This window comes from Vicinamibacteria bacterium (assembly GCA_035570235.1).
Taxonomy (GTDB): domain Bacteria; phylum Acidobacteriota; class Vicinamibacteria; order Fen-336; family Fen-336; genus DATMML01.
The window spans coordinates 13,875-37,669 of sequence record DATMML010000104.1; the positions used below are offsets into that span (position 1 = coordinate 13,875).

Consider the following 23,795-nt stretch of genomic DNA (forward strand, 5'->3'; position numbering starts at 1 on the left):
GCGGACGCCGCCAAGGAGGAATGATGGCCTCGCCCACCCCCGGTCAAACGAACCTCGGAGTCTCCCCCAATGTCGGCGGTCTGCTCTGCTACGTGCCGTGCTGCATCGGTCTGATCTTTTCGGTCGTGGCCGCGATCGTCGAGAAGCAGAGCAAGTTCGTGCGCTTCCATGCCTTCCAGAGCCTGCTTTTTCACGCCGCCGCGGTCGTCATCAGCCTGGGTGTCACGATTCTGCAGATCCTCCTGGCCGTGGTCCACTTGGGCGTGCTCGGGCTCCTGCTCACCCTTCTCCGGCTGCTCGTGGGCGTGGGTTTCCTCGGTATCGCCATCTTCCTCATGGTCAAGGCCAACGGGGGCGAGGAGTTCGAGCTGCCCGTGATTGGCGAGATGGCCAAGAAGTGGGCCTAGACGCCTAGGCCCCGCGAGGGCCCTTGTGCGGAACCGAGAGGCGGGCGTCTTGTGCGCGGCGGAGCCTCTGCTCGGGCTAGCCTAGGGCTTGCTCGACCAGGACGCGGCCGGTCCCTTCCAGGCGGATCAAGTGGCCGGCCGGGCTCCCCGGGGGCAGCATGATCTCGTAGATCTGCCGGTCCTCCACGACCTTGGGCGTGAGGTCACCGCTCCAGGTGATGACCGAGCTGGCGGGCACGGATACGGGCAGGCCGGCGGTCACGGCTATGGTCAGGGGCTTGCTGGCCACGGACAAAGCCACCATGCCCCGCCCCTCCAGGGCCAGGAATTCGAGGGCCGGCCGCCCTTCGACGAGGGGAATGTAGCGGGGGGTGAGCCCCTCTTCGCAGGCCAGAAGGTGGCCGGGCTCCACGTAGATCGTCTCGTCCTGCACCTGCATGAACGTGACGTCGCGCTCCTTGTCGGTGAGGATCACCTTGCCGGTGCCGGTGATGATGACGAGGGTGGGCAGGCCTCCCGGTCGCTTGTCCTTCACCCAGAAGGTCAGGTTGCCGCTGTAGGAGTAAATTGTGCCCTGCTTGATGTACACCTTGCCCGAGAAGTCGATCTCCATAAGGTTGTTCTCGAGGAAGCGGAAGATCTCCGGGCGGCGCAGGAGGGGGGCCGTCTTCTCGGCCGCCTCTCTCTCCCGCTCGGGGAAGGAGATCACGTCGGGAAAGCGCTTGGGGGGCAGGGTGTCCTCGTGGAATTGCTCGCGCAGGCGGAAGCGCGCGGTGTCGGTGAGGACGGGCTTGGGTGCGCCTTCCGCCATGAGGAACTCGCTCAAGGGCTGTAGGGTCTTGTCGGGCACGAACGCGGGCTCCGCCCGCTCGGCCGCGCGCCGACGGAGCGACTCCTGGACCTCTCCCTTGGGCAGCTCCGCGGTGTCGTCCTTCTTCTTTTTCCGCGGGGGGGCGCCCGGCTGGGGTGGGCGGTCCTGGCGGGCGGCCATCTTGTCCTCCACCCGCCGCACCATGATGTTGGCCCCGGCCTGCCGGTACTGGTAGATGGCGTCCTTGTAGCGGTGGAGGCGCTCGTAGATGGAGCCCAGGTAGAAGTTGATCTTGGGGTTCTCCTTGGTCAGCTCCAGGGCCTTGAGGAAGGCGGACTCCGCGTCCTCCAGCCGGCTCAGCTTGAAGTAGATGAGCCCCAGGTTGTAAAAGAGGGTGTGGGCCTCGGGGCTCTCCGCCACTAGCTTGCGGTAGACCTCTTCCGCCTTCTCGAACTTGTCTTGCCGGAAGTAGACGAGGCCCAGCAGGTTCAGCACCTTCTGGTCCCGCGGGCGCATGAGGTAGGCCTCTTCCAGCTCCCGCTCCGCATCCTCGAACCGCCTCCCCTCGTAGAGCTCCTTCCCCTTGTTGAAGTGGGTCAGGAACAGGCCCTGGTCGAAGGGTCCCCGGGGAATCGCGTCGCGCATGCCGTTTAGTCCAGGGCCCGGATCATGGTGTAGAGGACGCCCTCCGAAGGGGGGGTCTGGGCCACGTGCAACGACCCCTTTTCGTCCTTCCACTTGTAATAGATGCGGGGGCGGGCGGGGACGAGCTTGGTCGGCTTGCTGCTCCGGGCGGCCGCCCGCACGGGGGCGAAGAAGGCGGCGCGCGTCTCCGCCGGGCCCCCGAAACCCAGGAGCGACTGGATTCTCTCCACGTAGGTGCGGGTCTCCCGATAGGGAGGGATCCCCTTGAAGCGGGCCACCGCGTTCTCCCCCGCGTTGTAGGCGGCGAGGGCGAGAGCGACATCCCCCTGGAAGAGGTCCAGCAGGAGGCGCAGGTACTGCACCCCCGCGAAGATGTTCTGGCGGGCGTCGAAGGCGTCGGCCACCCCGAAGCGGCGGGCCGTCACGGGCATGAGCTGCATCAGGCCCCGGGCCCCCTTGGAGGAGACGGCGAGCTGGTCAAACTCGGACTCCACCGCAATCACCGCCCGCACGAGGTCGGTGCTGACGCTGTGGAGGCTGGCCGCGGCCTCGATGTGGTGGTCGAACTCGCCGTGGTACACCCCCTGGAATCCCCGGGAGTGGATGAGCGTCCCCTTGCCGGGATAGGTGAGGCGGAAGTCGCCCGCGTCGGGGATGTTGGTGGCCTCGACCACGCCGTTGCCGTTCAGGCGCGTGTAGATCTGGGCCCGGGCGGGGGTCCCGGCGGCGACGAGGACGACGAGGAAGCTGGCCGCGCGCGCCCTAGACACCGACGCCCTCCAGCATCCCCCGCAGGACCTCGGCCGCCCTCTTCCGGAAGCTGTCCACCTCGCCGGGGGCCACGCCGCCGCCCTCGGCGCGGTCGGGACGGCCGCCACCTTTCAGGCCCAGGCGCTTCATGATGTCCGGGGCCTTCACGCGGTCCTTCAGGGAGTCGGAGACGGCGGTGATGACGTGGACGCCGTCGTCGCCCACGGAGGTCGAGAGCAGAACGAAGGGCCGCCCTTGGTTACGGTTCCGGAAGTCGTCGACCACGCCCGCGTGGGCCTTGCGATCCAGCCCCTCGAACCGGGGCGTCCAGACCTGGACCCCGCCCACCTCCTGGAGGTCCGCGCGGGTGGCGTCCCCGGTGCCGGTGGCCAGCTTCAGCCGCAGGCCCTGGATCTCGCGCTCCTTGGCCTTGAGCTGCTCGCGCAGCCGGGCGTACTCATCGACCAGGGCGCGGCGGTCGGTCTTGGCCGTCGCCTCCAGCTCCTCCAGGATGCCCTGGTCCTCCTGGGCCCGGTGCAGCGCGGCCTCGCCGGTTAAGGCCTCCACCCGCCGCGTGCCCGCGGAGATGCCCTGTTCGGCGCTGAGGAGGAAGAGGCCTATCTCGCCCGTCTGCTGCACGTGGGTCCCCCCGCAGAACTCCTTGGAGAAGCCGGGCACCTCCACCACCCGCACGCGCTCCCCGTACTTGTCGCCGAAGAAGGCCAGGGCCCCGTAAGCCAGGGCCTCCTCTCTGCCCATGACCTTGGTCAGCAGGGCGGTGCCCTTCAGAATCTCGCCGTTCACGCGGTTCTCGATGTGCCGGAGCTCGCGTGGGCCTAGGCCCGTGTAGTGGCTGAAATCGAAGCGCAGCCGGTCGGGCGTGACCAGGCTGCCCGCCTGCTTCACGTGCGGCCCCAGCGTCTCCCGCAGGGCAGCGTGCAGGAGATGGGTGCCGGTGTGGTTCCGCATGGCCCCCGCGCGGAAGTGCGGGTGCACCTGTGCGCGCACCGTCATCCCCCGCTCGAAGCCCCCCGCCGTCACCTTTACGTGGTGGACGTAGAGGCCGGGCACGGGCATCGTGCAGTCGGTCACCTCCGCCGCCGATCCGTCGGAGGCGATCACCCCGTGGTCTCCCACCTGGCCGCCCCCCGCCGCGTAGAACGGCGTCCAGTCGAGGACGATCTGGCCCTCCCGGCCCTGGTCCAGGCGGCGGGCCAGCCGCCCGTCGGTGAGGACGGCCAGGACCCGTGCGTCCTCCACCACCAGCGAGTCGTAGCCCCGGAACTTGGTCTTGCCCTCCTCGAGAAGGCCCAGATAGACGGGGTCGCCCGTGACCGCGCCCATCTTGCTGGACTGCCGCGCCCGCTCCTGCTGCGCCAGAAGCTCGGTCTCGAAGCCCGCCATGTCCACGGCCAAGCCCCGCTCCCGGGCCAGCTCCTCGGTGAAGTCCGGAGGAAGGCCGTAGGTGTCGTAGAGGCGGAAGGCCTCGACGCCGGGGAGGGTGCCCCCCGGGGGCAGCTTCTCAGCGATCTGCTCGAAGACCACCAGGGCCTGCTTCAAGGTGATTCCGAAGCGCTCCTCCTCCACCTGCACCAGCCGCTTTACGGTCGGAGCCTGGGTGGGCAGCTCCGGGTAGGCCGCGGACATGCGCCCGACCACCGCGTCCACCAGATCGTGCAGGAAGGGGGTCTCGATCCCGAGCTTCTTGCCGTGGCGCATGCCCCGCCGCATGATCTTGCGCAGGACGTAGCCGCGCCCCTCGTTGCCGGGCATCACCCCGTCTGCGATCAGGAAGGTGGTGGCCCGCAGATGGTCGGCCACCACGCGCATGGAGACGTCGTCGCCGGCATCGTTCCCGTAGGTCTTGCCGCTTCGGCTTCCGATCGCGGCCAGAAGGGGCGTGAAAAGGTCGGAGTCGTAGTTCGAGAGCTTCTCCTGCACGACGGCAGCGATGCGCTCGAGGCCCATGCCCGTGTCGACGCAGGGGGCGGGAAGGGGGTCGAGGCGGCCCGAGGCGTCGCGGTCGTACTGCATGAAAACCAGGTTCCAGATCTCGAGCCAGCGGTCGCACTCGCACTCGACCCCCAGGCAGCGGCGGCCCGTCGCCTCCTCGGGGCAGGGGAGGGTCGAGCCCTGGAAGAAGTGGATCTCCGAGCAGGGCCCGCAGGGTCCGGTGTCGCCCATGGCCCAGAAGTTGTCCTTCATGCCCAGCTCGAGAATCCGATCCTCGGGCACGTGGCCGGCCCAGAACCGGTGGGCTTCCCCGTCGCGGGGGACGCCTTCCGCGCCCCGGAAGATCGTGACCTTGAGGCGGTCCCGAGGCAGGCCCAGGTCGCGGGTCAGGAACTCCCAGGCGTACGCGATGGCCTCCTCCTTGAAGTAGTCGCCGAAGGAGAAGTTCCCCAACATCTCGAAGAAGGTGTGGTGGCGGGCGGTCCGCCCCACGTTCTCGAGATCGTTGTGCTTGCCTCCCGCGCGAACGCATTTCTGGGCGGAGGTGGCACGGGTGTAGTCCCGCTTCTCCTTGCCCAGGAACACGTCCTTGAACTGGTTCATGCCCGCGTTGGCGAAGAGGAGGGTGGGGTCGTGGGCGGGGACGAGCGGCGAACTAGCGACGACCCGGTGCCCGCGGTCGGCAAAGTAGGCGAGGAATGCGCTCCGGATCTCGTCGGCGGTCTTCATTCCCTTCGCGTAACCTCGTCTTCCATCGCCACTGGGTCCAGCCCTTCCAGGGCATCCCGGAAACGCGGCCACATCGCCCGCAGCCGCTCATGCACGAGCCCGGCCGGAAAGCCCCGTCGCACCAGGAAGAGCCACAGACCCCGCAGCCGCTTCTCCGGCTCCTCCCGGCCCCGCTGCCGCCAGTACCGCCGGGCCACGGCCTCAAGCGTCCCCGCCTCCGAGACCTCGGTGAGCGCCTCCTGGAGCCCCCTCTCCACGACGGCGGGGGCTACGCCCCGCTCGCGAAGGCTGTGCCGGACCCGATGGCGCCCCTGCCCCCGGTCCGCCATGCGGCTGCGCGCGAAGCGGGCCGCGAAAGCGGCGTCGTCCAGGAAACGCTCGGCCCGCAGCCGCCGCACCGCCCCCTCCACTTCCGTCTCGGGATAATCCAGCCGGAGGAGAGCCCGCCTCAGCTCGTTCTCGCTGTGGTCCCGTCGTGCGAGACGGCGGAGGGCGCGCTGGTAGGCGGTGGGCGCGCTCTCCTGGACCTTTTTCCTGGCCATCACCGGACCTCACCGCTGCCCCGCGCCGTCGAGACGGAGAGGCGCCGGGCGCCTATTCCATGTCGAACGACTGCATGGTCTTTTCCATCTCCTCCGCCGCGATGTCGGAGCTGGACTGGATCCCCTGGATCTTCAGCTTGAACTCGTCCGGGTTGCTGGCCCGACGCAGAGCCTCGTCGTAGGTGATGAGGTCCTTCTTGTAGAGCGAGAAGATCGACTGGTCGAAGGTCTGCATCCCGTACTGCGACACCCCGGCCGCGATGGCTTCGTGGATGAGCTTGGTCTTGTCCTTGTTGATGATGCAGTCGCGGATGAAGGGGGTGGTGATCATGACCTCCACCGCGGGAACGCGGCCGTGGCCGTCCGCTCGGGGGATCAGGCGCATGGACATGACGGCCTTCAACACCCCCGACAGCTGGAGCCGAATCTGCTTCTGCTGGTGGGGGGGGAAGACGGAGATTATGCGGTTGATGGTCTCGGTGGCGTCCAGGGTGTGGAGGGTGGAGAGCACCAGGTGTCCGGTCTCGGCCGCGGTGATGGCGGTCTCGATGGTCTCGTAGTCGCGCATCTCACCGACCAGGATCACATCCGGGTCCTGGCGCAGGGCGCTCCGGAGGGCGGCCGCGAAGCTGCGGGTGTCGACCTCCACTTCCCGCTGGTTCACGATCGACTTCTTGTCCCGGTGCAAGAACTCGATCGGGTCCTCGATGGTAATGACGTGCTCGGTGCGCTGGGAGTTGATGTAGTCGATCATGGCCGCGAGCGAGGTGGACTTGCCGGAGCCCGTGGTCCCGGTGCAGAGAATGAGGCCTCTCTGCTCCTGGGCGATCTTCTCCATCACCACGGGTAGCCCCAGCTCCCGGACGGTCATGATCTTCACGGGGATGACGCGCAGGACCAGCCCGACCGTGCCCCGCTGCTGGAAGACGTTGCAGCGGAAGCGGCCCAGGCCGGGCACGGAGTAGGCGATGTCGATCTCCAGGTTGTCCTTGAACTTCTGCTTCTGTCGGTTGCTCATGATGGAGAACGCCATGGCGATGGTGTCCTCCTGCATGAGCCGCTTGGTCTCCACGAGCGGGATCAACTCCCCGTTGATGCGCAGCACGGGGTGGGACCCCACCTTGAGGTGAAGGTCGGAAGCCTTCCGCTCCGACGCCATCTTCAACAGGTCGTTGATGTGCATGACCCCTCTCCCACCCCGGAGACCCGCTCCGGTCTCGGGCTAGCCCGCGCTCCTCTTCCGGGCCGGCAGAGCACCCGCCGGACGGACCTCTCGCACGAAGGTCAGCCAGCCGAACTCGTCGGGTACCCGGCACTCGATCACGTCGAAGAAGGCGCGCTGCAAGGCCTCCGTGATGGGGCCCCGCGCCCCCTTGCCGATCACGATCTTGTCCACCGAGCGGATGGGTGTGATCTCGGCCGCGGTGCCCGTGAAGAAGACCTCGTCCGCTATGTAGAGCAGCTCTCGGGGCATGCGCTCCTCGGCCACCGGGATCCCCTGCCGCCGGGCCAGGGTCAGGATGCTGTCGCGGGTGATCCCGGGCAGGACCGAGGAGACGAGGGGGGGCGTGATGAGGGTCCCCTTGCGGACGACGAAGATGTTCTCCCCGCTCCCCTCGGAAACGTGACCCTCGGTGTCGAGCGCGATGCCCTCCGCGTAGCCGTCCTTGATGGCCTCCATCTTGATCAGCTGGGAGTTCATGTAGTTGGCCGAGGTCTTGGCCATGACGGGGAGGGTGTTGGGGGCGATGCGGGTCCAGGAGCTGACCCGGGCGTCCACCCCCTTCTCGAGGGCTTCCGTGCCGAGGTACTTCCCCCAGTCCCAGACCATGATGGCCACGTCCACCGGGCAGGGCAGAGGATTCACGCCCAGCTGCCCGGGGCCCCGGTAGACGAGGGGGCGGATGTAGCAGGCGTCCATCCCGTTCGCGCTAACGGTCTCGAGCACGGCCCGGTTCATCTCCGCCGGGGAGTAGGGGATATCCATGCGATAGATCTTGGCCGAGTTGTAGAGGCGCTCGGTATGCGCATCCAGCCGGAAAACGCCCGGGCCCTCGGGGGTGGCGTAGCAGCGCAGCCCCTCGAAGACCGCGGAGCCGTAGTGGAAGACGTGGGCGGAGACGTGGATGCGGGCGTCGTCCCAGGGGACGAGCTTCCCGTTCATCCAGATCTTCTCCGACATCGGGACGGGCATGAGCGCGCTTCCTCCTCGCGTTTCTTGTCCATCGCCGGCAGGCCGGGGTTGCGCTCCCGGCCGGCCCGCGGTCCGAGCCACCCGATGGGCAGATTCTAGCCCCCCCCTGTCCGCCTGTCAATGACCGGCGATTGGGAAGTCTCTGAGAGATGGAGGGTTAGGAGCGAGGCGAGCGCGGCACCCTCATTGCTTCTCGCCGCAAAACGGACACGTATCGGAGCGGGCGTGCAGGGGTTTTCGACAGTTCCAGCAGAAGCCCTTCTTGGGTACCTCGCGTGCTTTCAGGCGCTTACGGATATCCTCCAGCTCCGTGGCGTTGTGATCGATGTCGGCGGCCGTGGCCAGGTCCTCGAGCAGCTCCGAGGCCCGCTGGTAGCGCTCCTTGAGCTCGGGGGCCAGGGCTTTCATCACGATGTCGGAGATCTCCCGCGGGACCTGGGTGTTGCGGACCTTGGGCGGAGTGCAGCGACCCTGGGCCACCATGCGCTCGATCTGGGCGGGGTTGGTGCTGAAGTAGGGCAGGGTGCCCGTGAGCATCTGGTAGAGGATCACTCCCACCGAGTAGATGTCGGAGGCGAGCACGGCCCGCCCCTGGAATTGCTCGGGGGCCATGTAGGGAGGGCTACCGATCACGGTGGTGGCGTGTGACTTCTCCAGGAAGCGAGAGGTCCCGAAGTCCGCCACCTTCAGCAGCCCGCTCTCCGAGATGAGGACGTTGGCGGGGCGCAGGTCCCGGTGCAGGATCTGCGCATCGTGGGCATGCTCGACGCCCCTCAGGATCTGAACCGAGTAGTTGAGGGCGCGCGGCAGGTCGAGCGACTTCTCACGATCGAGCACCGCCTCCAGGCTCTCGCCTTTGATGTATTCCATCACGATGAAGAACATGCCCTCCACGCGCTCGGCGGTGAGGATGCCGACGATGTTCTGGTGATCGAGGGCGGCGAGAAGCCGCGGTTCCTGGAGCAGGTCGTCGAAGTCCCCGCTCTGCCGGTGGGGGACCTTGATCGCCACTCTCTTGTCGATCCAGAGATCTTTGGCCAGGAATACGGTCCCGAAACCGCCGGAGCCCAGGTTGGAGAGGATCTGGTACTTGCCGACGGTCTGTCCCAAGAGGAACATGAAGTGCCGCGAGTATAGCATCCCGCATGCGAAGGAGGCGCAGCGGAATGCGTCCGGGCGGCGTGCTCGAGAGCACGGGCGTAGGGCCGAACCCGCTCATCCGAGCGGGGAGAGGAGCGCGCCCGCCAGGGTGCTCTCGCTCTTGCGCGCGCTCACCCGCAGGTGTGGGGCGCGAACACGGGCCCCGATCCCCCGGGAGCAGGCTAAGAAAGGAGATCGCCCCAGAGAACCTGGGCCACCACCAGCGCGGCGAGAGCGGCCGTCTCCGCGCGCAGGATCCGCGGCCCCAACCCCACGGGCGTGAAGCCCGCGGCGAGCAGGCGGGTGACCTCGCTCGGCTCCCAGCCGCCCGCGGGACCGATCAAGAGAAGGACGGCGTCCGGGCGCGGGGTCACCACGGCCAGGGATTGCTGGCCGGGCGTCTCCAGCAGCACGACCCGGGGCCCTGGAAACGGGGTCTCGATCAGTGCCTCCAGGGTCGTGGTGGGAGCGATGCGGGGCACGACGGCCCGACCGCACTGCTCCGCGGCCCCGCTCGCCACCTTGTTCCAGCGCTCGTCGCGCGAGCCGCTCAGCGCGGGCCGGGCCACCGCCTCCGTGCGGGCCGTGATCACGGGCCAGACCTCCGCCACCCCGAGCTCGGTGGCCTTCTGGACGACCAGCTCCATCCGCTCGCCGGGGAGGGGCGACAGCGCGACCACCAGGCGAAGGGAGGACTCCGGGGAGGGAGCCACCCGCGCCCCCAGCCGGGCCTGCACGCCCTGCCGCGCGACCACGTCCAGGGTGGCCTCGAACTCCTGCCCGACACCATCGAAGACACGAACCGCCGCCCCCGCCCGCAAGCGGAGGACCTGGCGCGCATGGTGGGCGGCGTGCTCGGGGAGAAAGACGCGCGCACCGGGCGCCGCTCGCGGGACATGGAAGCGGGGGATCCTCACGGTTCACCCCGGACGACGAGCGCGGCCCATTCACCGTCCCGCCTCCGCTCCACCCGCCCCCGGCCGGCGTAAGCCCGGGCCAGGGCGCCCGCGTCTTTCCCGAGCATCCCGGAGAGCACGAGCGCGCCGCCCGCGGCCCGGAGGCGCGTGATCTCGTCCCGACGTTCGCGCAGGAGGGCGGCCGTGAGGTTGGCGAGAACCGTATCGAACGCTCCCGCCCGGAGGGAGGACCCGCCGTCGGCGCGCAGCAGGCGCAGCTCGACCTGGTTCAAGCGCGCGTGGAGACGCGCGGCCTCGAGGGCCAGGGGGTCGAGGTCGAGCGCGGTCACCGACCGAGCGCCTAGCTTGACCGCCGCCACCGCCAGGAGGCCGGAGCCCGTCCCGAGGTCGAGCACGCGACCGAGGGGGCCCTCCGCGGCCCGCGACTCCAGCGCGGCCAGGCAGAGGCGGGTGGTCTCGTGGGTGCCGGTACCGAAGGCGGCGCCGGGATCCACGATCAGGAGATCGCTCCCGGGTTCCCCGGGCGCCCAGGAGGGGGCGATGCGGAAACGGCCGACCCGGAAAGGCCGGAAGCCCTCCCGGAAGCGGGCCACCCAGTCCACCTCCGGGACCGCAGCCGCTTCCAGGCGGGCCCCGGGGAGGGGGGCGAGCGCCGCGGCCACGTCGCGATCCTGCGGCCCCTCCGCGAAGTAGGCGAGGAGCACGACCCTCTTGGCTTTCCCCGGGGTGACCTGGATACCGGCCGTGCCCAGGTCCCAGAGCAGGGCCGTCGCCCGCTCCTCATCCTGCCGCCGCACATCGAGCCGGAACGCCTTCAGGAATGCCCCAGGATGTCCTTCATGCGGTCGAATAGGGACCGGTCCCGGTCCTTGAGGTCGGGCACGGGCAAGGTTTTGGCGATCTGCTCGAAGAGCTTGCGGTGCTCGGGGGTGAGGCGGGTGGGCACCACCACGCGGACGAGCACGTGCAGATCCCCCCGTCCCTTCCCACCCAGGTGGGGAATGCCCTGTCCTTTGACCCTCAAGACCGTGCCCGGCTGGGTTCCCTCGTGAAGGTTGACCTTGACCTTCCCGCCGTCCAGGGTCGGCAGCTCCAGGGTCGCGCCCAGGGTGGCCTGGGTCAGGCTCACCGGGATCTCGCAGAAGAGGCTGTTGCCGTCGCGCTTGAAGAAGGCGTGGTCCTGGACTCGCAGGACCACGAAGAGGTCGCCGGGCGGCGCCCCCACCGTGCCCGGTTCCCCCTCCCCGGAGATGCGGAGTTGGCTGCCGGTGTCGACGCCGGGCGGGATCTTGATCTGCAGCTTGCGCTCGATGGGGACCTGTCCCTGTCCGTCGCATTGCTTGCACTGGCTGGCCACGATCTTCCCCGTGCCCCGGCAGCGGCTGCAGGTGCGGGCCACGCTGAAGAACCCCTGCTGGAACGTGACCTGGCCCGCCCCCGAGCAGGTGGGGCAGGTGGTGGGCTTGGTGCCGGGGGCCGCCCCGCTACCCCCGCAGGCGGAGCAGGTGTCGGATCGGGGGATCTGGATGTGGGTCTCCGTTCCGAAGGCCGCCTCCTCGAAGGAGATCTCAAGGTTGTAGCGGAGGTCGGCCCCCCGCCGGGGGCCGCCCCGCCGGCGGCCGAAGACGTCGGCAAAGCCGAAGAAGTCGCCTAGGATGTCGCTGAAGTCCGCGAAGACGGAGGGGTCGAAGCCCGCTCCCCCCGCGCCGCCCAGCCCGGCGTGACCGTAGGTGTCGTAGCGCTGCCGCTTGTCGGCATCTCCGAGGACGCTGTAGGCCTCGGCCGCTTCCTTGAAGCGCTCCTCCGCCCCTCGGTCCCCCGGGTTTCGGTCGGGATGGAACTTGAGGGCCAGTTTGCGGTAGGCGGACTTGACCTCCTGCTCGGAGGCGTTGCGGGGCACTCCGAGGACCTCGTAGTAGTCACGGTTGGAAGTGGGGGCCATGACGGGCTATTCCGGGGGCCGGGCCTCTGCGGGGGTCGTGGACTGCGCCCCCGTCACGGCCGGAGCATCGCCTGCCCGATGAGGGTGGCGGCCTTCTCCATCTCCACGAGCCGCGCCTTCAGCTCGTCCAGGTCCCCTTCGCGGGCTTTCTTGGCCCGCTCCATCGCGGCCAGGATGCGCTCCTGCTCGTCGGGGGTCAGTTTGCCCTCCAGGGCCTGGACGGAGCGCATGGTGTTGGCGACCAGGCCCTCCAGCTGGCGGACCACCGCCTCCTGGTCCTTCTTGGACCGCTCCACCAGCTCGCGGGCCCGCGTCTCGTTCACGAGCCGGCTGACCTCCGACTGGCTGAGACCGCCGGAGGGATGAATGACCATGGACTGGCTGCGGCCGGTGGCCTGGTCCTGGGCGGAGACGGAGACGATGCCGTTCACATCGATCTCGAAGGAGACCTCGATCTGGGGGACGCCCTTGGGAGCGGGGGGGATGCTGGTCAGCTCGAACTTGGCCAGGCTCTTGTTGTAGGCCGCCATGTCGCTCTCGCCCTGCAGGACGTGCACCTCGACCCGGGTCTGGTTGTCGGCCACGGTCGTGAAGACCCGGCTCTTGCGCGTGGGGATGGTGCTGTTGCGCTCGATCAAGGGCGTGAAGGTACCGTCCTTGGTCTCGATGCCCAGGGTGTGGGGGGTGACGTCGAGCAGGACCAGGTCCTTCACCTCGCCCTGGATGATCCCGGTCTGGATGGCCGCCCCCATGGCGATTCCTTCGTCGGGGTTCACGGCCCGGTTGGGCTCCTTCCCGAACACCTTGCGCACCACGTCCGAGACCTTGGGGGCTCGGGTCTGGCCCCCCACCAGCAGCACCTCGTCGATCTGGTCGGCGCGGAGCCCGGCGTCGGCCAGACACCGGCGGCAGGGCTCGATCGTGCGCTCCAAGAGATCGTCGGTCAGGGACTCGTACTTCTGCCGGGAGAGGACGGTGTTCAAGTGCTTGGGCCCGGAGGCGTCGGCGGAGATGAAGGGCAGCACGATCTCCGTTTGCTGGGCGGTGCTGAGCTCGCACTTGGCCTTCTCCGCCGCCTCCTTGAGGCGCTGGAGGGCCATGCGGTCCTGGTGCAGGTCGATCCCGGTCTCGCGCAGGAACTCGGAGATCAGCCAGTCGATGACGCGCTGATCGAAGTCCTCGCCCCCCAGGAAAGTGTCCCCGCCCGTGGCCCGCACCTGGAACAAGCCCTCCGCCATCTCCAGGATCGAGATGTCGAAGGTCCCCCCCCCCAGGTCGAACACGGCCACGAACTGGCCCTTGGCGTTCTTGAGGCCGTAGGCGAGGGCGGCCGCGGTCGGCTCGTTGATGATGCGCGAGACCTTGAGGCCGGCGATGAGGCCGGCGTCCTTGGTGGCCTGGCGCTGGGGATCGTTGAAGTAGGCGGGAACGGTAATGATGGCTTCTTCGACGGGCTCCCCCAGGTAGTCCTCGGCCGCGGCCTTGAGCTTCTGGAGGACGAAGGAGGAGATCTCGGGGGTGGAGTAGACCTTCTCCTCGATCTGGACGTGCACGTCCCCGTTGGGGGACTCCACCAGCTGATAGGGCAGGAAGCGCCGGGCCTGCTCGACCTCGCCCGAACTGAACTTGCGTCCGATCAGCCGCTTCACCGCGAAGACCGTGTTCTTGGGGTTGGTGAGGGCCTGGCGTTTGGCGATCTGCCCCACCAGACGCTCGCCCTTGGCGGTGAAGCCCACGATGGAGGGAGTGGTCCGCGCTCCTTCCTGGTTCGGGATCACCTGGGGGGCGCCGCCCTCCATGACGGCCACGCAGGAGTTGGTCGTCCCCAGGTCGATACCGATCAGCTTACCCACGCCGAGCCTCTGTTTTGGCCATGCTCACGACTCCCTCAGGAGGACCCGGGGGGTAGGTCCGCCCCGCTAGTGTATCTCGTCCGGCTCCGCCGTATCATCCGTCGTCTCGCCCTTGGCCACCTTGACCAGGGCCGGTCGCAGAAGGCGGTCCTTGAAGGAGTATCCCTTGCGGAAAACCTCCACCACCGTTCCCTCCTCGTAGCCGGGCACCGGCTCGTGCAGGAGGGCCTCGTGGTTCTGGGGGTCGAATTTCTGCCCCACCGGCTCCTGGGCCACGACCCCGTGGCTGTCGAGGAAGCTCAGGAGCTCCCGCTGCGTGAGCTCGACCCCCGTGCGAAGCGCCTCTTCTCCGCCCCCCGCCTTCAAGGCACGCTCGAGGTTGTCGAGGGTGGGAATGAGATCCCGGAAGATGGCGGCCACCGCATCCACGGTGGCCTGCTGCCGGTCTCGCTCCACGCGCTTCCGGTAGTTCTCGAAATCCGCCCTCTTGCGGAGGAGCTGGTCCTGCAGCTCGACCCCCGCCCGCTTCAGGGCCTCGAACTCCTCGCGGCTGGGGGGGACGCCGGCGGGAGCGGGCGCCATCCCGCCCTCCCCGGCCTGCTCGCGGGAGGGGGCCTCGGGCAGGGGCGATTCCCCGGATCCCCGGACCGTCCCCGGCGGGACCAAACTCTCCGGAGGCGAAGTCTCCGGGATGCCCTTCCCCTTCCCCTTGCTCATGACCGCCGCCCCCGCAATACGTTCGAGACCTCGCGGGCCACGTGGTCCACGAGCGAGACCACGTGCGCGTACTCCATGCGGGTGGATCCGAGGACGCCCAGGCCCCAGCCCAGTTCTCCCTCCACCCGGCAGCCGGCCGCGACCAGGGCCACGTCCTTCAGCCCCGGGTCCGTATTCTCGTGGCCGATCAGAATCCTTATCCCGTCTCCAGCAATGCAGGCGTTCAGAATGCGGACGAGACGGCTCTTCTCCTCGAAGGTCTTGAAGAGCGAGCGCATGCGGCCCAAGTCTTCGAACTCGGGCTGGGCGATGATGTTCGAGGTCCCGTCCAGGTAAACGCTGGCCTCCTCGCCCTCGACCGCGAACGCTTGCTCGCCCAGCGCGATCACGTTCTGGAGGAGCGAGTCGTAGAGCGCCTTTTCCTCGCGCATGAGCTCGAGGAGCCGGGCGCGGATGGTGGCCAAGTTCATTCCCGCGAAATGGGCGTTGAGGTAGTTGGCGCAGGCTTGGAGCTCCTCCGGGGCCAGCTTCTCTTCCATCTCTACGACCTTGTTGGTCACGATGCCGGTGGCCGAGACCATCACCACCAGGACCCGGGGGGGAGCGAGGGGGACGAGGTCGATGTGGCGGAAGCTGGTGTTCGCGATGTCGGGGGCGAGGACGAAGCCCACGTTCCGGCTCAGTCGCGAGAGGAGGTGGGAGGCGCTCTCCAGTACCTGGTCGAGCGAGCCCTCGGCGCGCAGCGTGCTCTGGATGGCGGCCGCGTCCCGAGCGGGCAGGGGCTGACGACCCATCAGGCTGTCGACGTAGAAGCGGTAGCCGTCGTCGGTGGGCATCCGCCCCGCGCTGGTGCGGGGGTGGTCGAGGTAACCCAGGGCTTCGAGGTCGGCCATGATGCTGCGCAGGGTGGCGGGGGAGAGGGCCCGGTTGAAAAGGCGCGAGAGACTCTCCGAGCCGACCGGCTCCCCGGTCTCGATATGCAGTTGGATGAGGGAGCGCAGCACTTCCCGGCTGCGGTCGTCGAGGCTGGGCGCGGTCATCTTTTCAATCGATGCTTCACCTGGAATCGGGACCCCCGGATGCTAGGAAATTATACCCGGATGGTGAAGTAGGGCAAGGGGATGGCCCGCGCGGGCGGAGGGGCGGGCGGGATGGGCCGGCGGCTACCGCGGGCGGGCATCAGGCGTCAATCTGCGCCCGCTGGAGGGTCCCGCTGTAGTCGATGTAAATGCTCTTCCACTCTGAGAATACCTCCAAGGCCTGCACGCAGGCCTCGCGGTGGCCGTTGCCCGTGTTCTTGGTGCCGCCGAAGGGCAGATGGGTCTCGGCCCCGATGGTGGGGGCGTTCACGTAGAAGATGCCGGTGTACATCTCGCGCATGGCGGTGAAGGCCTTGTTGATGTCCTGGGTGTAGATGGAGGCGGAGAGCCCGTACTCGACGGAATTGCCGACCGCGATGGCCTCCTCGAGCGAGTCCACGGGGATGACGGACACCACGGGTCCGAAGATCTCCTCGCTGGAAACCCGCATCCGGGGGGAGCAGTCGCCGAACACCGTGGGCTCGTAGAAGTAGCCGCGGTCGTACTCGTCCCCGGACAGGCGGTGGCCGCCGCAGAGCAGCTTGGCCCCCTCCTCCCGACCCACGCCCACGTACCTGTCCACCGTCTTCAGCTGGTTCTCGCTCACGCAAGGCCCCATCTCGGTGCGGGGGTCGAGGCCGTTGCCCACCCGCAGGCTGCGGGCCCGGTCCACGAAGGCCTCCATGAACTCTCGGTAGACGCGCTTGTGGACGGCCACCCGGCTGGCGGCCGTGCAACGCTGTCCGGTGGTCCCGAAGCCGCCCCAGACCGCCCCCTCCACGGCCAGGTCCAGCCGGGCGTCCTCCATCACCATGATGATGTTCTTGCCGCCCATCTCCAGGTGGCAGTGCTTGAAGGCGGGGGCGCAGGCTTCGGAGACCTTCCGCCCCACCCCGGTGGAGCCGGTGAAGGAGACGATGCCCACGTCCTTGTGGGACATGAGCGGGGCGCCCGCTTCGAGGCCCCCGCCCGTGACCATGTTCAGCACTCCGGGAGGGAGCCCGGCCTCCTCGAGGGCCACGACCAGGTTCACGACCGAGAGCGGGGTATCGGTGGCGGGCTTGATCACCACCGTGTTGCCGAGCACGAGGGCGGGCATCATCTTCCAAGAGGGGATGGCCATGGGGAAGTTCCAGGGGGTGATGAGCCCGGCGATGCCCACTGGCATGCGCACCGACATCTGGAACTTGTTGGGGAGCTCGGAGGGGGTGGTCTGTCCGAACTGCCGCCGCCCTTCTCCCGCCATGTAGTACGTCATATCGATGGCTTCCTGCACGTCCCCCCGGGTCTCCGCCAGGACCTTTCCCATCTCCCGCGTCATGTCGCGGGCGAAGTCCTCCTTGCGCCGGACCAGGATCTCGGCGGTCCGGAAGAGGATCTCCCCCCGCTTGGGCGCGGGAAGCGAGCGCCATCCCGGGAAGGCCGCGCGGGCCGCGGCTACCGCCTGTTCCACGTCCTCGGGGCCCGAGTCCGCGAAGGTGCCCACGAGCTCGCGGGTGTCCGCGGGGTTCCGGTTCTCGAAGGTGCGGCCGCTCCGGGCGGGGACCCAGGCCCCCGCGATGTAGTTGCCGTGCTTGGTCTGCATGCTGGCTCCCGAGGGGGAGGTCAGCGGAGAAGAGGGTCCCCTCAGGAAGCGGCGGCCTTCTCGTCCTTGCGCACCACGTCCTTCCGGCCGGACATGTCGCTGTTGCCCTTGAAGGTGGCCCCCTCCGCGATCACCACCCGGGGAGATCGTATGTTGCCGGTGAGGCGCCCGGTGGCCTGGATCTCCACCCGCTGGCTGGCCTGGCAGTCGCCCACGAGCTCGCCGCTCACCACCACGGACTGGGCTTCGACGTTGGCCTTGACCACGCCCCCCGGTCCCACGCGCAGGTCGCGCGAGATGCGGATCTGCCCCTCCACCACGCCCTCCACGAGGATGTCCTCGTCCCCCGTGATCTCCCCCTTCACGGTGGTCTTGGAGCCGATCAGGCAGGTCCCTCCCGGACGTGGAGAGGGAGCAGGGGCGGGAGCGGGGGGCGCGACCCGCGGGGGAGTGAGCGGCTCGACCGGTTTGCCTTCAGGGGGCTTGCCGAAGATTCCCATGATTCCTCCCGACGACGTCCGGAGCTCCGGTCAGTGCGCCCGGCGATGCGTGGAGCGGGCGACGGGAATCGAACCCGCGACACCGAGCTTGGGAAGCTCGTACTCTACCAACTGAGCTACGCCCGCTCGAATCAAGAAACAAGGCCATGATAACCACCCGAAGGTCGGGGGTCAAGGTGCCGGAGCCTAGCTCCGGATGAGGGCCAGGACCTCGTCGCGGCGGCCCTCCATGGCCTCGGGGGAGTCCGCTTCGAGATTCAGGCGCAGCAGGGGCTCGGTGTTGGAGGGCCGGACGTTGAAGTGCCAGTCCGGGTAGTCCACGGAGAGCCCGTCCATCCTCAGGAGCTGGGCGTCGCCGTACCGCTCTTCGATCTTGGCCAGGGCCGCGTCCACGTCCGCCACCCGGGAGTTGATCTCGCCCGAGATGTGATAGCGGGCGCGCAGGGGGGCCAAGACTTGGCTCAGCGGCTTCGCTTCCCGGCCCAAGAGCTCCAGCATCAGGAGGGCGGGGATCATGCCATTGTCCGCATACCAGTTGTCGCGGAAGTAGTAGTGGCCCGAGACCTCGCCCCCGAAGACCCCGTTTTCGTCCCGCATACGCTTCTTGATGAAGGCGTGGCCCACCCGGTTCATGAGGGGCACTCCCCCCGCTGCTCTCACCCGGTCTGCCACCACCCGCGAGGCGCGCACGTCGTACACGATGACCGCCCCCGGCTGCCGGCGGGCAAAGGTCTCTCCCAGGAGGGCGGTCACAAAGTCGCCCGGCACGAAGGCCCCCGTGTCGTCTATGAAGAAGCAGCGGTCGGCATCTCCGTCCCAAGCGATGCCCAGGTCGGCCCCCTCCGTCACCACCCGCTCCATGACGTGGCGGCGGTTCGCCTCCTGCAGGGGGTCGGGGGGATGGTTGGGGAACGTTCCATCCAGCTCGAAGAACAGGCGTACATCCTCCAGGGGAAGGCGGGGGAAGATCGCGCTCGCCCCCACCGCCCCCATGCCGTTGCCGGGGTCGAGCACCACCTTGAGGCGGGGCACCAAGGAGACGTCGATGAAGGACAGGCAGTGTCGCGCGTACTCGCCCCCGATGGAGCGGAAGGCGGTGGTGGGCTCGGAGCCGGGGTGGGGATCCGCGAAGCGCCCGGCCAGGATCGCTTCCTTGATCTCCTTGATCCCGGCGTCGCCGGAGAGGGGGAGCGCCCCCCGGCCCACCATCTTGATCCCATTCCACTCCGGGGGGTTGTGGGAGGCGGTGATCACGGCGCCCCCATCGAGGCCCTTCTCGGCCACGTAGTAGTAGAGCATGTCCGTGCCTACCATCCCGATATCCGTGACCTCGCAGCCCTGGGCGCTCGCCCCCTGGATGAATCCCCGCGCGATCTCCGGGGAGGATACGCGAGCATCCCGCCCCACCGCGATCCCGCGGGCGCCCAGATACTCCACGAAGGCGTGGCCCACGCGGCGCGCGACCTCCCCGTCGAGCTGAGAGGGGTAGAGTCCCCGGATGTCGTAGGCCTTGAAGATGCCGGGCTCGATCATGAGCGACCTCTCAGGCGAGGCGGGAGAAGTCGGAGAGCGTGGAGTCCTCCCCCAGCACCGCCCCCCGCACGGCGGCGCTGCGGCCGATCCGCACCCGCGGGCCCAGGAGCGACCCCTCCACGTGCGCCTCGGGGCCTATGTCCACGCCCGCCCAGGCCACGCTGTCGCGCACCCGGGCCCCAGCCCCGACCCGCACGTCCTTCACGAGGACCACGTCCGGTCCGATCTCGGCCGAGCTCGCGATCCGGCATCCGGAGCCGACGTAGAACGGGCCCTCCAGCCGAACCCCCTCCTCGAGGCGGGCCCCCTCGTGGACCCAGCCCCCCCGCGTCCGGGCCCCGTCCAGCGGGACGGGGAAGCGGCCGGCCAGGATGTCGCGGTGCACCTGCAGGTACTTCTCCGGGGTCCCGATGTCGATCCAGTAGCCGCGGTGGACGTGGGCGCTCACGAGATCACCCCGGGCGAGGAGGGCGGGAAAGAACGCGCGCTCGATGGAGTGGTTGACCGCGGGCGGCATCAACTCCAGGACCCGCGTCTCCAAGATGTAGATGCCGGCGTTGATGGTGTCGGTCGTGATCTCGGAGGGGCCTGGCTTCTCGATGAAGCGCTTCACCCGGCCGGAGGAGTCCGTCTCCACCAGGCCGTAGGCCGCGGGGTTGGGCACGGGGGCGAGCACGAGGGTGGCCGCTGCACCCCGGGCTTGGTGGCCCGCGATCACGGCCGAGAGGTCCACGTCCGTGAGGACATCCCCGTTCAGGACCACGGTGCGGGCATCCAGGAAGGGCTCCGCGTTCTTGACCGCGCCCCCCGTTCCCAGCGGGGTCTCCTCCACCGCGTAGCGGATGCGGACCCCGTGCGCGCGGCCGTCGCCGAAGATGGCCTCGATCCGCTGGGGCTGGTAGGCGAGGGAGAACACCACCTCCCTCACGCCTGCCCGGGCCAGGAGATCGATCTGATAGTGGAGAAAGGGGCGGTCCACGACCGGGACCACGGGCTTGGGAGTCGTGAGGGTCAGGGGGCGGAGTCTTGTTCCCTCGCCTCCGGCCAGGATCACGGCTTTCATGGAGCGTGCATTTCGTTCTGCCGGGTCGAGGATCATAGCACTCCCGGCGGGGAAGCCAAAGCGTCTGTATCTGATTGGAAAAACGAGGGTTCGGCCCGGCCCACGTTTGACAGTCAGAGAGCCAATCGCGTATAGTCGGCTGCTCCGGGCCCGTTCGGGCCTTCCCGACGGAGGTACAGCCTGGCCGACATCGCGGGCGAGTTGAAGCGAAGGATCGAGGCGGGTGAGGCGAGGATCGGCACCCTGGGGCTCGGCTACGTAGGCCTGCCCCTCTCCCTCGAGTTCGCCGCCTCCGGGCTCCAGGTCACGGGCTTCGACCTGGATGCGGAGAAGGTGGACGCCGTCAACCGGGGCGAGTCTTACGTGGGGGACGTGGCCTCCGCGCGCCTGGCCCCCCTCGTGCGCGGGGGCCGGCTCCGGGCCAGCCGCGACTTCGAGGAACTGGCCGGCTGCGACGCGGTGATCATCTGCGTCCCCACCCCTCTCAGCAAGACCAAGGATCCCGACCTCTCGATGGTGGTGGACGCGGCGCGGGCGATCGCGCAGCGGCTGCGCCCGGGCCAGCTGATCGTGCTCGAGAGCACCACCTACCCTGGCACCACCGAGGAGCTGATCCTGCCCATCTTGAACGAGCGGGGACTCACGGTGGGGCAGTCCTTCTTCCTGGCCTTCTCCCCGGAGCGGGTGGATCCCGGAAACGCCCGCTTCAACACCCGTAACACCCCCAAGATCATCGGGGGCATCACCCCCGCCTGCACCCAGGCCGCGCGGGCGCTCTACGCGCGGGCCATCGACACCGTGATCCCGGTCTCCTCGACCCGCACCGCGGAGATGGTGAAGCTGCTCGAGAACACCTTCCGCAGCGTCAACATCGGCCTCGTGAACGAGGTGGCCTTGATGTGCGGCCGCCTGGGCGTGGACGTGTGGGAGGTGATCGACGCCGCGGCCAGCAAGCCCTTCGGCTTCATGCCCTTCTATCCGGGCCCCGGGCTGGGTGGCCACTGCATTCCCATCGACCCCCTGTACCTCTCCTGGAAGCTCAAGACCCTGAACTACCGGGCTCGCTTCATCGAACTGGCGGGGGAGATCAACTCCGAGATGCCGGAGCACGTCTGCTCACGGGTAGCCGATGCCCTCAACCAGCGGGAGCGATCGGTCAAGGGGAGCCGGATCCTGATTCTGGGCGTGGCCTACAAGCGGGACAGCGACGACGTCCGGGAGTCTCCCGCCCTGGACGTCCTGCGCATCCTGGAGAGCCGGGGGGCCCGCGTCAGCTACAATGACCCTCGGGTCCCGGAGCTGCGGTTGAACGAGGTAACCTTCCGCTCCCAGGAGCTCATCCCCGCGGTCCGGGCGGCGGACCTGGTGGTGATCGTGACCGACCACTCGTCCTACCCTTACGCGGAGATCGTGGAGGCCGCGGCCCTGATCGTGGACACCCGCAACGCCACCAAGCCCATCGTGTCGGACAAGATCCTCAAGCTCTGAGGAGCTCCCTCCTTGAACCTCCCCAACGCGCTCACGGTGCTGCGGATCTTCCTGGTTCCCGTCCTGGTGGTCGTGCTCCTGACCCGGGCCGAGGGAGGCCTGTTCCTGGGGGCGGGGATCTTCGGCCTGGCCGTGCTCACGGACTACCTAGACGGCTATTTCGCCCGCCGTCGCAACCAAGTCACGCGCCTGGGGATCCTGCTCGACCCCATCGCGGACAAGCTCCTGACTGCGGCCGCTTTCCTGTCCCTGGTGGAGATGGGCCTCGTCCACGCCTGGATGGTGATGATCATCTTGGGCCGCGAGCTGGCGGTGACCGGCCTCAGGAACGTGGCCGCGGGCCGGGGCGTGCTCATCCCCGCCTCCCCCCTGGGGAAGGGCAAGATGGTCTCCCAAGTGACCGCCATCTTCATGTTGCTCTTGTCCCGACCCTTCCCGGTCCTGGACGTGCCCGCGCAACTCGTGCTGTGGGTGGTGGTGGGGCTGACCGTGCTCTCGGGGGTCGACTATTTCTGGCGCTTCGGGCGGGGGATCCTGAGGGGAAGCCCCGCGCCGCCCGAGCCGGGGCCGCCCTCGTTGCGGCCCACCGCGGAGGCGCGCCTCAAGTGAGGGCGCGCCCTTGTCTCAGCGGAGTTCGACCTCGTCCCCCACGACCATAGCGTCGTTGCTGTAGGTCACCTTGGCCGTGGCGGTCCGATCCCGGACCGCGACCACGGCCAGCTCGCCGAGGATGGCGCGCGGGGTGGGCACATTCGGGTAGACGATGCGATACACGGTGAAGATGTTCCCCGGGGCCACGCCGGCCTCCGTGCCCGCGTCGATGGTGACGAACTGGCCCTCCGCCGCGGTGGCGACGTCCTCGGCGATGTCCACGATGTACTGGTGGAGCTTGCCCGAGGGGGGGGTCGTGCGCGTGGCGGGCGGGCGGGTGAGGATCAGGGGCACGTTAACCTTCTCCTGCGGCTTCAGATAGGAATCCTCGAGGATGTCGTAGCAGGCCTGCTCGATGACGGCGGCGGCGCTCTTTTCCTGGACCACGATCACCCGCGCCCAGCCCCGGGTGTGGATCTTGGTCCCGATGGTCGACCCCGTCACCGGGTGCTTGACGCTGTAGCCGACCTGGTGGATCGTGTAGACCTCACCGGCCTTGAGCCCCGCGTTGCTGCCCTTGTTCAGGTACACGATGTCGTTGGTGGTCTGGGCGATCTTGGCCACGCCCTGTTCGTTGCCGATGATGCGAAGGCTCTCGTCCTCATGGTTCGACACCACGTAGTCCGCGCACTGGAGGGTCATCTCCTCGGTGATGGGCACGAGGACCGGGCCTTGCCCCCGGCCCCCCGCCCCCCCCTTCTCGCCCGCGCCCGCCTTCTCACCCGCGCCTGGCCCCGTCTCTCCTCCCGGCCCCCCCGCCTCCCCTGCCTTCTCGGCCACCAGGGCCACCTTGGGCAGGACCAGGGGGTCGCCGGGATAGATCCAGTGCGCGTCGGTGATGTACTTGTTCTGGTCCCAGATCTGGGGCCAGAGATAGGGGTTGTTGAGGAAGCGCTTGGACAGGTCCCAGAGGGTGTCGTTCTTCTCGACGATGTAGTAGGTCGCCCCTTCCGGGATGCTCGTGGGGTACTTGTTTCTCGACCAATGGGTGACCACGGTCGCGGGGCCGGTCTGCAGCCCGGTGGTGGCCGCCGGCGCCGAGGCCGGTTTGGTCTTGGCCGGGGCGTCCTGGGCGACGGCCGAGCCAAGGACGAGCGTGAATATGGCGAGACCAGAGAAAATTTCCTTAGATCTCACTGCCGACCTCCCGCACGAGTCCGGCCCGTGCCCTGCACTCCACGAGTGCGTAGCCAAAAAAGGTGGATCCCACACCCGGGAATTGGGTGCACGTTAGCAGGAAAAAGGTCCGGCCGTCAAGGGCTTTTTTGAAGATTCTAAAGTGACACTTGAGCTTAT

The 23,795-nt window shown here is 68.4% G+C and carries 21 protein-coding genes and 1 tRNA gene; 3 read left to right on the forward strand and 19 right to left on the reverse strand.

What is annotated here, in order from left to right:
• Nucleotides 1–20 precede the first annotated feature (20 nt).
• Nucleotides 21–407 carry a DUF4870 domain-containing protein gene (locus tag VN461_19805; protein ID HXB57019.1) on the forward strand — a complete coding sequence of 129 codons (387 nt, stop codon included), beginning with the start codon at nt 21–23 and terminating at the stop codon, nt 405–407.
• A gap of 76 nt (nt 408–483) precedes the next feature.
• On the opposite strand, the gene VN461_19810 is transcribed toward VN461_19805, so the two are convergent.
• The 18 genes from VN461_19810 to VN461_19895 form a co-directional block, all read right to left on the reverse strand.
• Nucleotides 484–1,863 (reverse strand): tetratricopeptide repeat protein, encoded by a 1,380-nt coding sequence (locus VN461_19810; GenBank protein HXB57020.1) that lies wholly within the window; start codon nt 1,861–1,863, stop codon nt 484–486.
• Nucleotides 1,864–1,868: 5 nt separating this feature from the next.
• Nucleotides 1,869–2,633, reverse strand: coding sequence for a lytic transglycosylase domain-containing protein (locus VN461_19815; GenBank protein HXB57021.1), 765 nt, complete (start codon nt 2,631–2,633; stop codon nt 1,869–1,871).
• Nucleotides 2,626–5,295, reverse strand: coding sequence for an alanine--tRNA ligase (alaS, locus tag VN461_19820; protein ID HXB57022.1), 2,670 nt, complete (start codon nt 5,293–5,295; stop codon nt 2,626–2,628). The genes VN461_19815 and alaS overlap by 8 nt, the downstream gene beginning before the upstream one ends.
• On the reverse strand, nt 5,292–5,837 hold the full coding sequence (locus VN461_19825) for a RecX family transcriptional regulator (GenBank protein ID HXB57023.1): 546 nt from the start codon (nt 5,835–5,837) through the stop codon (nt 5,292–5,294). The genes alaS and VN461_19825 overlap by 4 nt, the downstream gene beginning before the upstream one ends.
• Nucleotides 5,838–5,889: 52 nt before the next feature.
• Nucleotides 5,890–7,020: a type IV pilus twitching motility protein PilT gene (locus tag VN461_19830; protein ID HXB57024.1), complete on the reverse strand. Its 1,131-nt coding sequence runs from the start codon at nt 7,018–7,020 to the stop codon at nt 5,890–5,892.
• 39 nt (nt 7,021–7,059) lie between these two features.
• Nucleotides 7,060–8,031 carry a branched-chain amino acid transaminase gene (locus VN461_19835; GenBank protein ID HXB57025.1) on the reverse strand — a complete coding sequence of 324 codons (972 nt, stop codon included), beginning with the start codon at nt 8,029–8,031 and terminating at the stop codon, nt 7,060–7,062.
• A 183-nt stretch (nt 8,032–8,214) separates the two neighbouring features.
• Nucleotides 8,215–9,171: a protein kinase gene (locus VN461_19840; protein ID HXB57026.1), complete on the reverse strand. Its 957-nt coding sequence runs from the start codon at nt 9,169–9,171 to the stop codon at nt 8,215–8,217.
• Between the two features lie 182 nt (nt 9,172–9,353).
• Nucleotides 9,354–10,088, reverse strand: coding sequence for a 16S rRNA (uracil(1498)-N(3))-methyltransferase (locus VN461_19845; protein ID HXB57027.1), 735 nt, complete (start codon nt 10,086–10,088; stop codon nt 9,354–9,356).
• The gene (locus tag VN461_19850; GenBank protein HXB57028.1) at nt 10,085–10,885 is read right to left on the reverse strand and encodes a 50S ribosomal protein L11 methyltransferase; all 801 of its coding nucleotides are present in this window, start codon (nt 10,883–10,885) and stop codon (nt 10,085–10,087) included. The genes VN461_19845 and VN461_19850 overlap by 4 nt, the downstream gene beginning before the upstream one ends.
• Nucleotides 10,886–10,902: 17 nt before the next feature.
• Complete coding sequence (gene dnaJ / locus VN461_19855) at nt 10,903–12,030, reverse strand: molecular chaperone DnaJ (protein HXB57029.1); 1,128 nt, start codon at nt 12,028–12,030, stop codon at nt 10,903–10,905.
• A 53-nt stretch (nt 12,031–12,083) separates the two neighbouring features.
• A complete protein-coding gene (dnaK, locus tag VN461_19860) occupies nt 12,084–13,883 on the reverse strand; it encodes a molecular chaperone DnaK (protein HXB57030.1) in 1,800 nt (599 codons plus the stop codon).
• Nucleotides 13,884–13,949: 66 nt separating this feature from the next.
• Nucleotides 13,950–14,600: a nucleotide exchange factor GrpE gene (locus tag VN461_19865; GenBank protein HXB57031.1), complete on the reverse strand. Its 651-nt coding sequence runs from the start codon at nt 14,598–14,600 to the stop codon at nt 13,950–13,952.
• Nucleotides 14,597–15,640 carry a heat-inducible transcriptional repressor HrcA gene (hrcA, locus tag VN461_19870; protein ID HXB57032.1) on the reverse strand — a complete coding sequence of 348 codons (1,044 nt, stop codon included), beginning with the start codon at nt 15,638–15,640 and terminating at the stop codon, nt 14,597–14,599. The genes VN461_19865 and hrcA overlap by 4 nt, the downstream gene beginning before the upstream one ends.
• Nucleotides 15,641–15,779: 139 nt before the next feature.
• Nucleotides 15,780–17,264, reverse strand: coding sequence for an aldehyde dehydrogenase family protein (locus VN461_19875; GenBank protein ID HXB57033.1), 1,485 nt, complete (start codon nt 17,262–17,264; stop codon nt 15,780–15,782).
• Nucleotides 17,265–17,305: 41 nt separating this feature from the next.
• On the reverse strand, nt 17,306–17,764 hold the full coding sequence (locus VN461_19880) for a polymer-forming cytoskeletal protein (GenBank protein ID HXB57034.1): 459 nt from the start codon (nt 17,762–17,764) through the stop codon (nt 17,306–17,308).
• Nucleotides 17,765–17,814: 50 nt separating this feature from the next.
• Nucleotides 17,815–17,890: transfer RNA gene (locus tag VN461_19885), tRNA-Gly, on the reverse strand.
• Nucleotides 17,891–17,950: 60 nt separating this feature from the next.
• The gene (locus VN461_19890) at nt 17,951–19,297 is read right to left on the reverse strand and encodes a phosphomannomutase/phosphoglucomutase (protein HXB57035.1); all 1,347 of its coding nucleotides are present in this window, start codon (nt 19,295–19,297) and stop codon (nt 17,951–17,953) included.
• A 10-nt stretch (nt 19,298–19,307) separates the two neighbouring features.
• Nucleotides 19,308–20,360 carry an NDP-sugar synthase gene (locus VN461_19895; protein ID HXB57036.1) on the reverse strand — a complete coding sequence of 351 codons (1,053 nt, stop codon included), beginning with the start codon at nt 20,358–20,360 and terminating at the stop codon, nt 19,308–19,310.
• 201 nt (nt 20,361–20,561) lie between these two features.
• Between VN461_19895 and VN461_19900 the strand changes: the two genes are divergently transcribed.
• On the forward strand, nt 20,562–21,848 hold the full coding sequence (locus tag VN461_19900) for a nucleotide sugar dehydrogenase (GenBank protein ID HXB57037.1): 1,287 nt from the start codon (nt 20,562–20,564) through the stop codon (nt 21,846–21,848).
• Between the two features lie 12 nt (nt 21,849–21,860).
• Nucleotides 21,861–22,457, forward strand: coding sequence for a CDP-diacylglycerol--glycerol-3-phosphate 3-phosphatidyltransferase (gene pgsA / locus VN461_19905; GenBank protein HXB57038.1), 597 nt, complete (start codon nt 21,861–21,863; stop codon nt 22,455–22,457).
• A 15-nt stretch (nt 22,458–22,472) separates the two neighbouring features.
• Here the strand turns inward: pgsA and VN461_19910 are convergent, their stop codons facing one another.
• Nucleotides 22,473–23,636 carry a LysM peptidoglycan-binding domain-containing protein gene (locus VN461_19910; GenBank protein ID HXB57039.1) on the reverse strand — a complete coding sequence of 388 codons (1,164 nt, stop codon included), beginning with the start codon at nt 23,634–23,636 and terminating at the stop codon, nt 22,473–22,475.
• Nucleotides 23,637–23,795 lie beyond the last annotated feature (159 nt).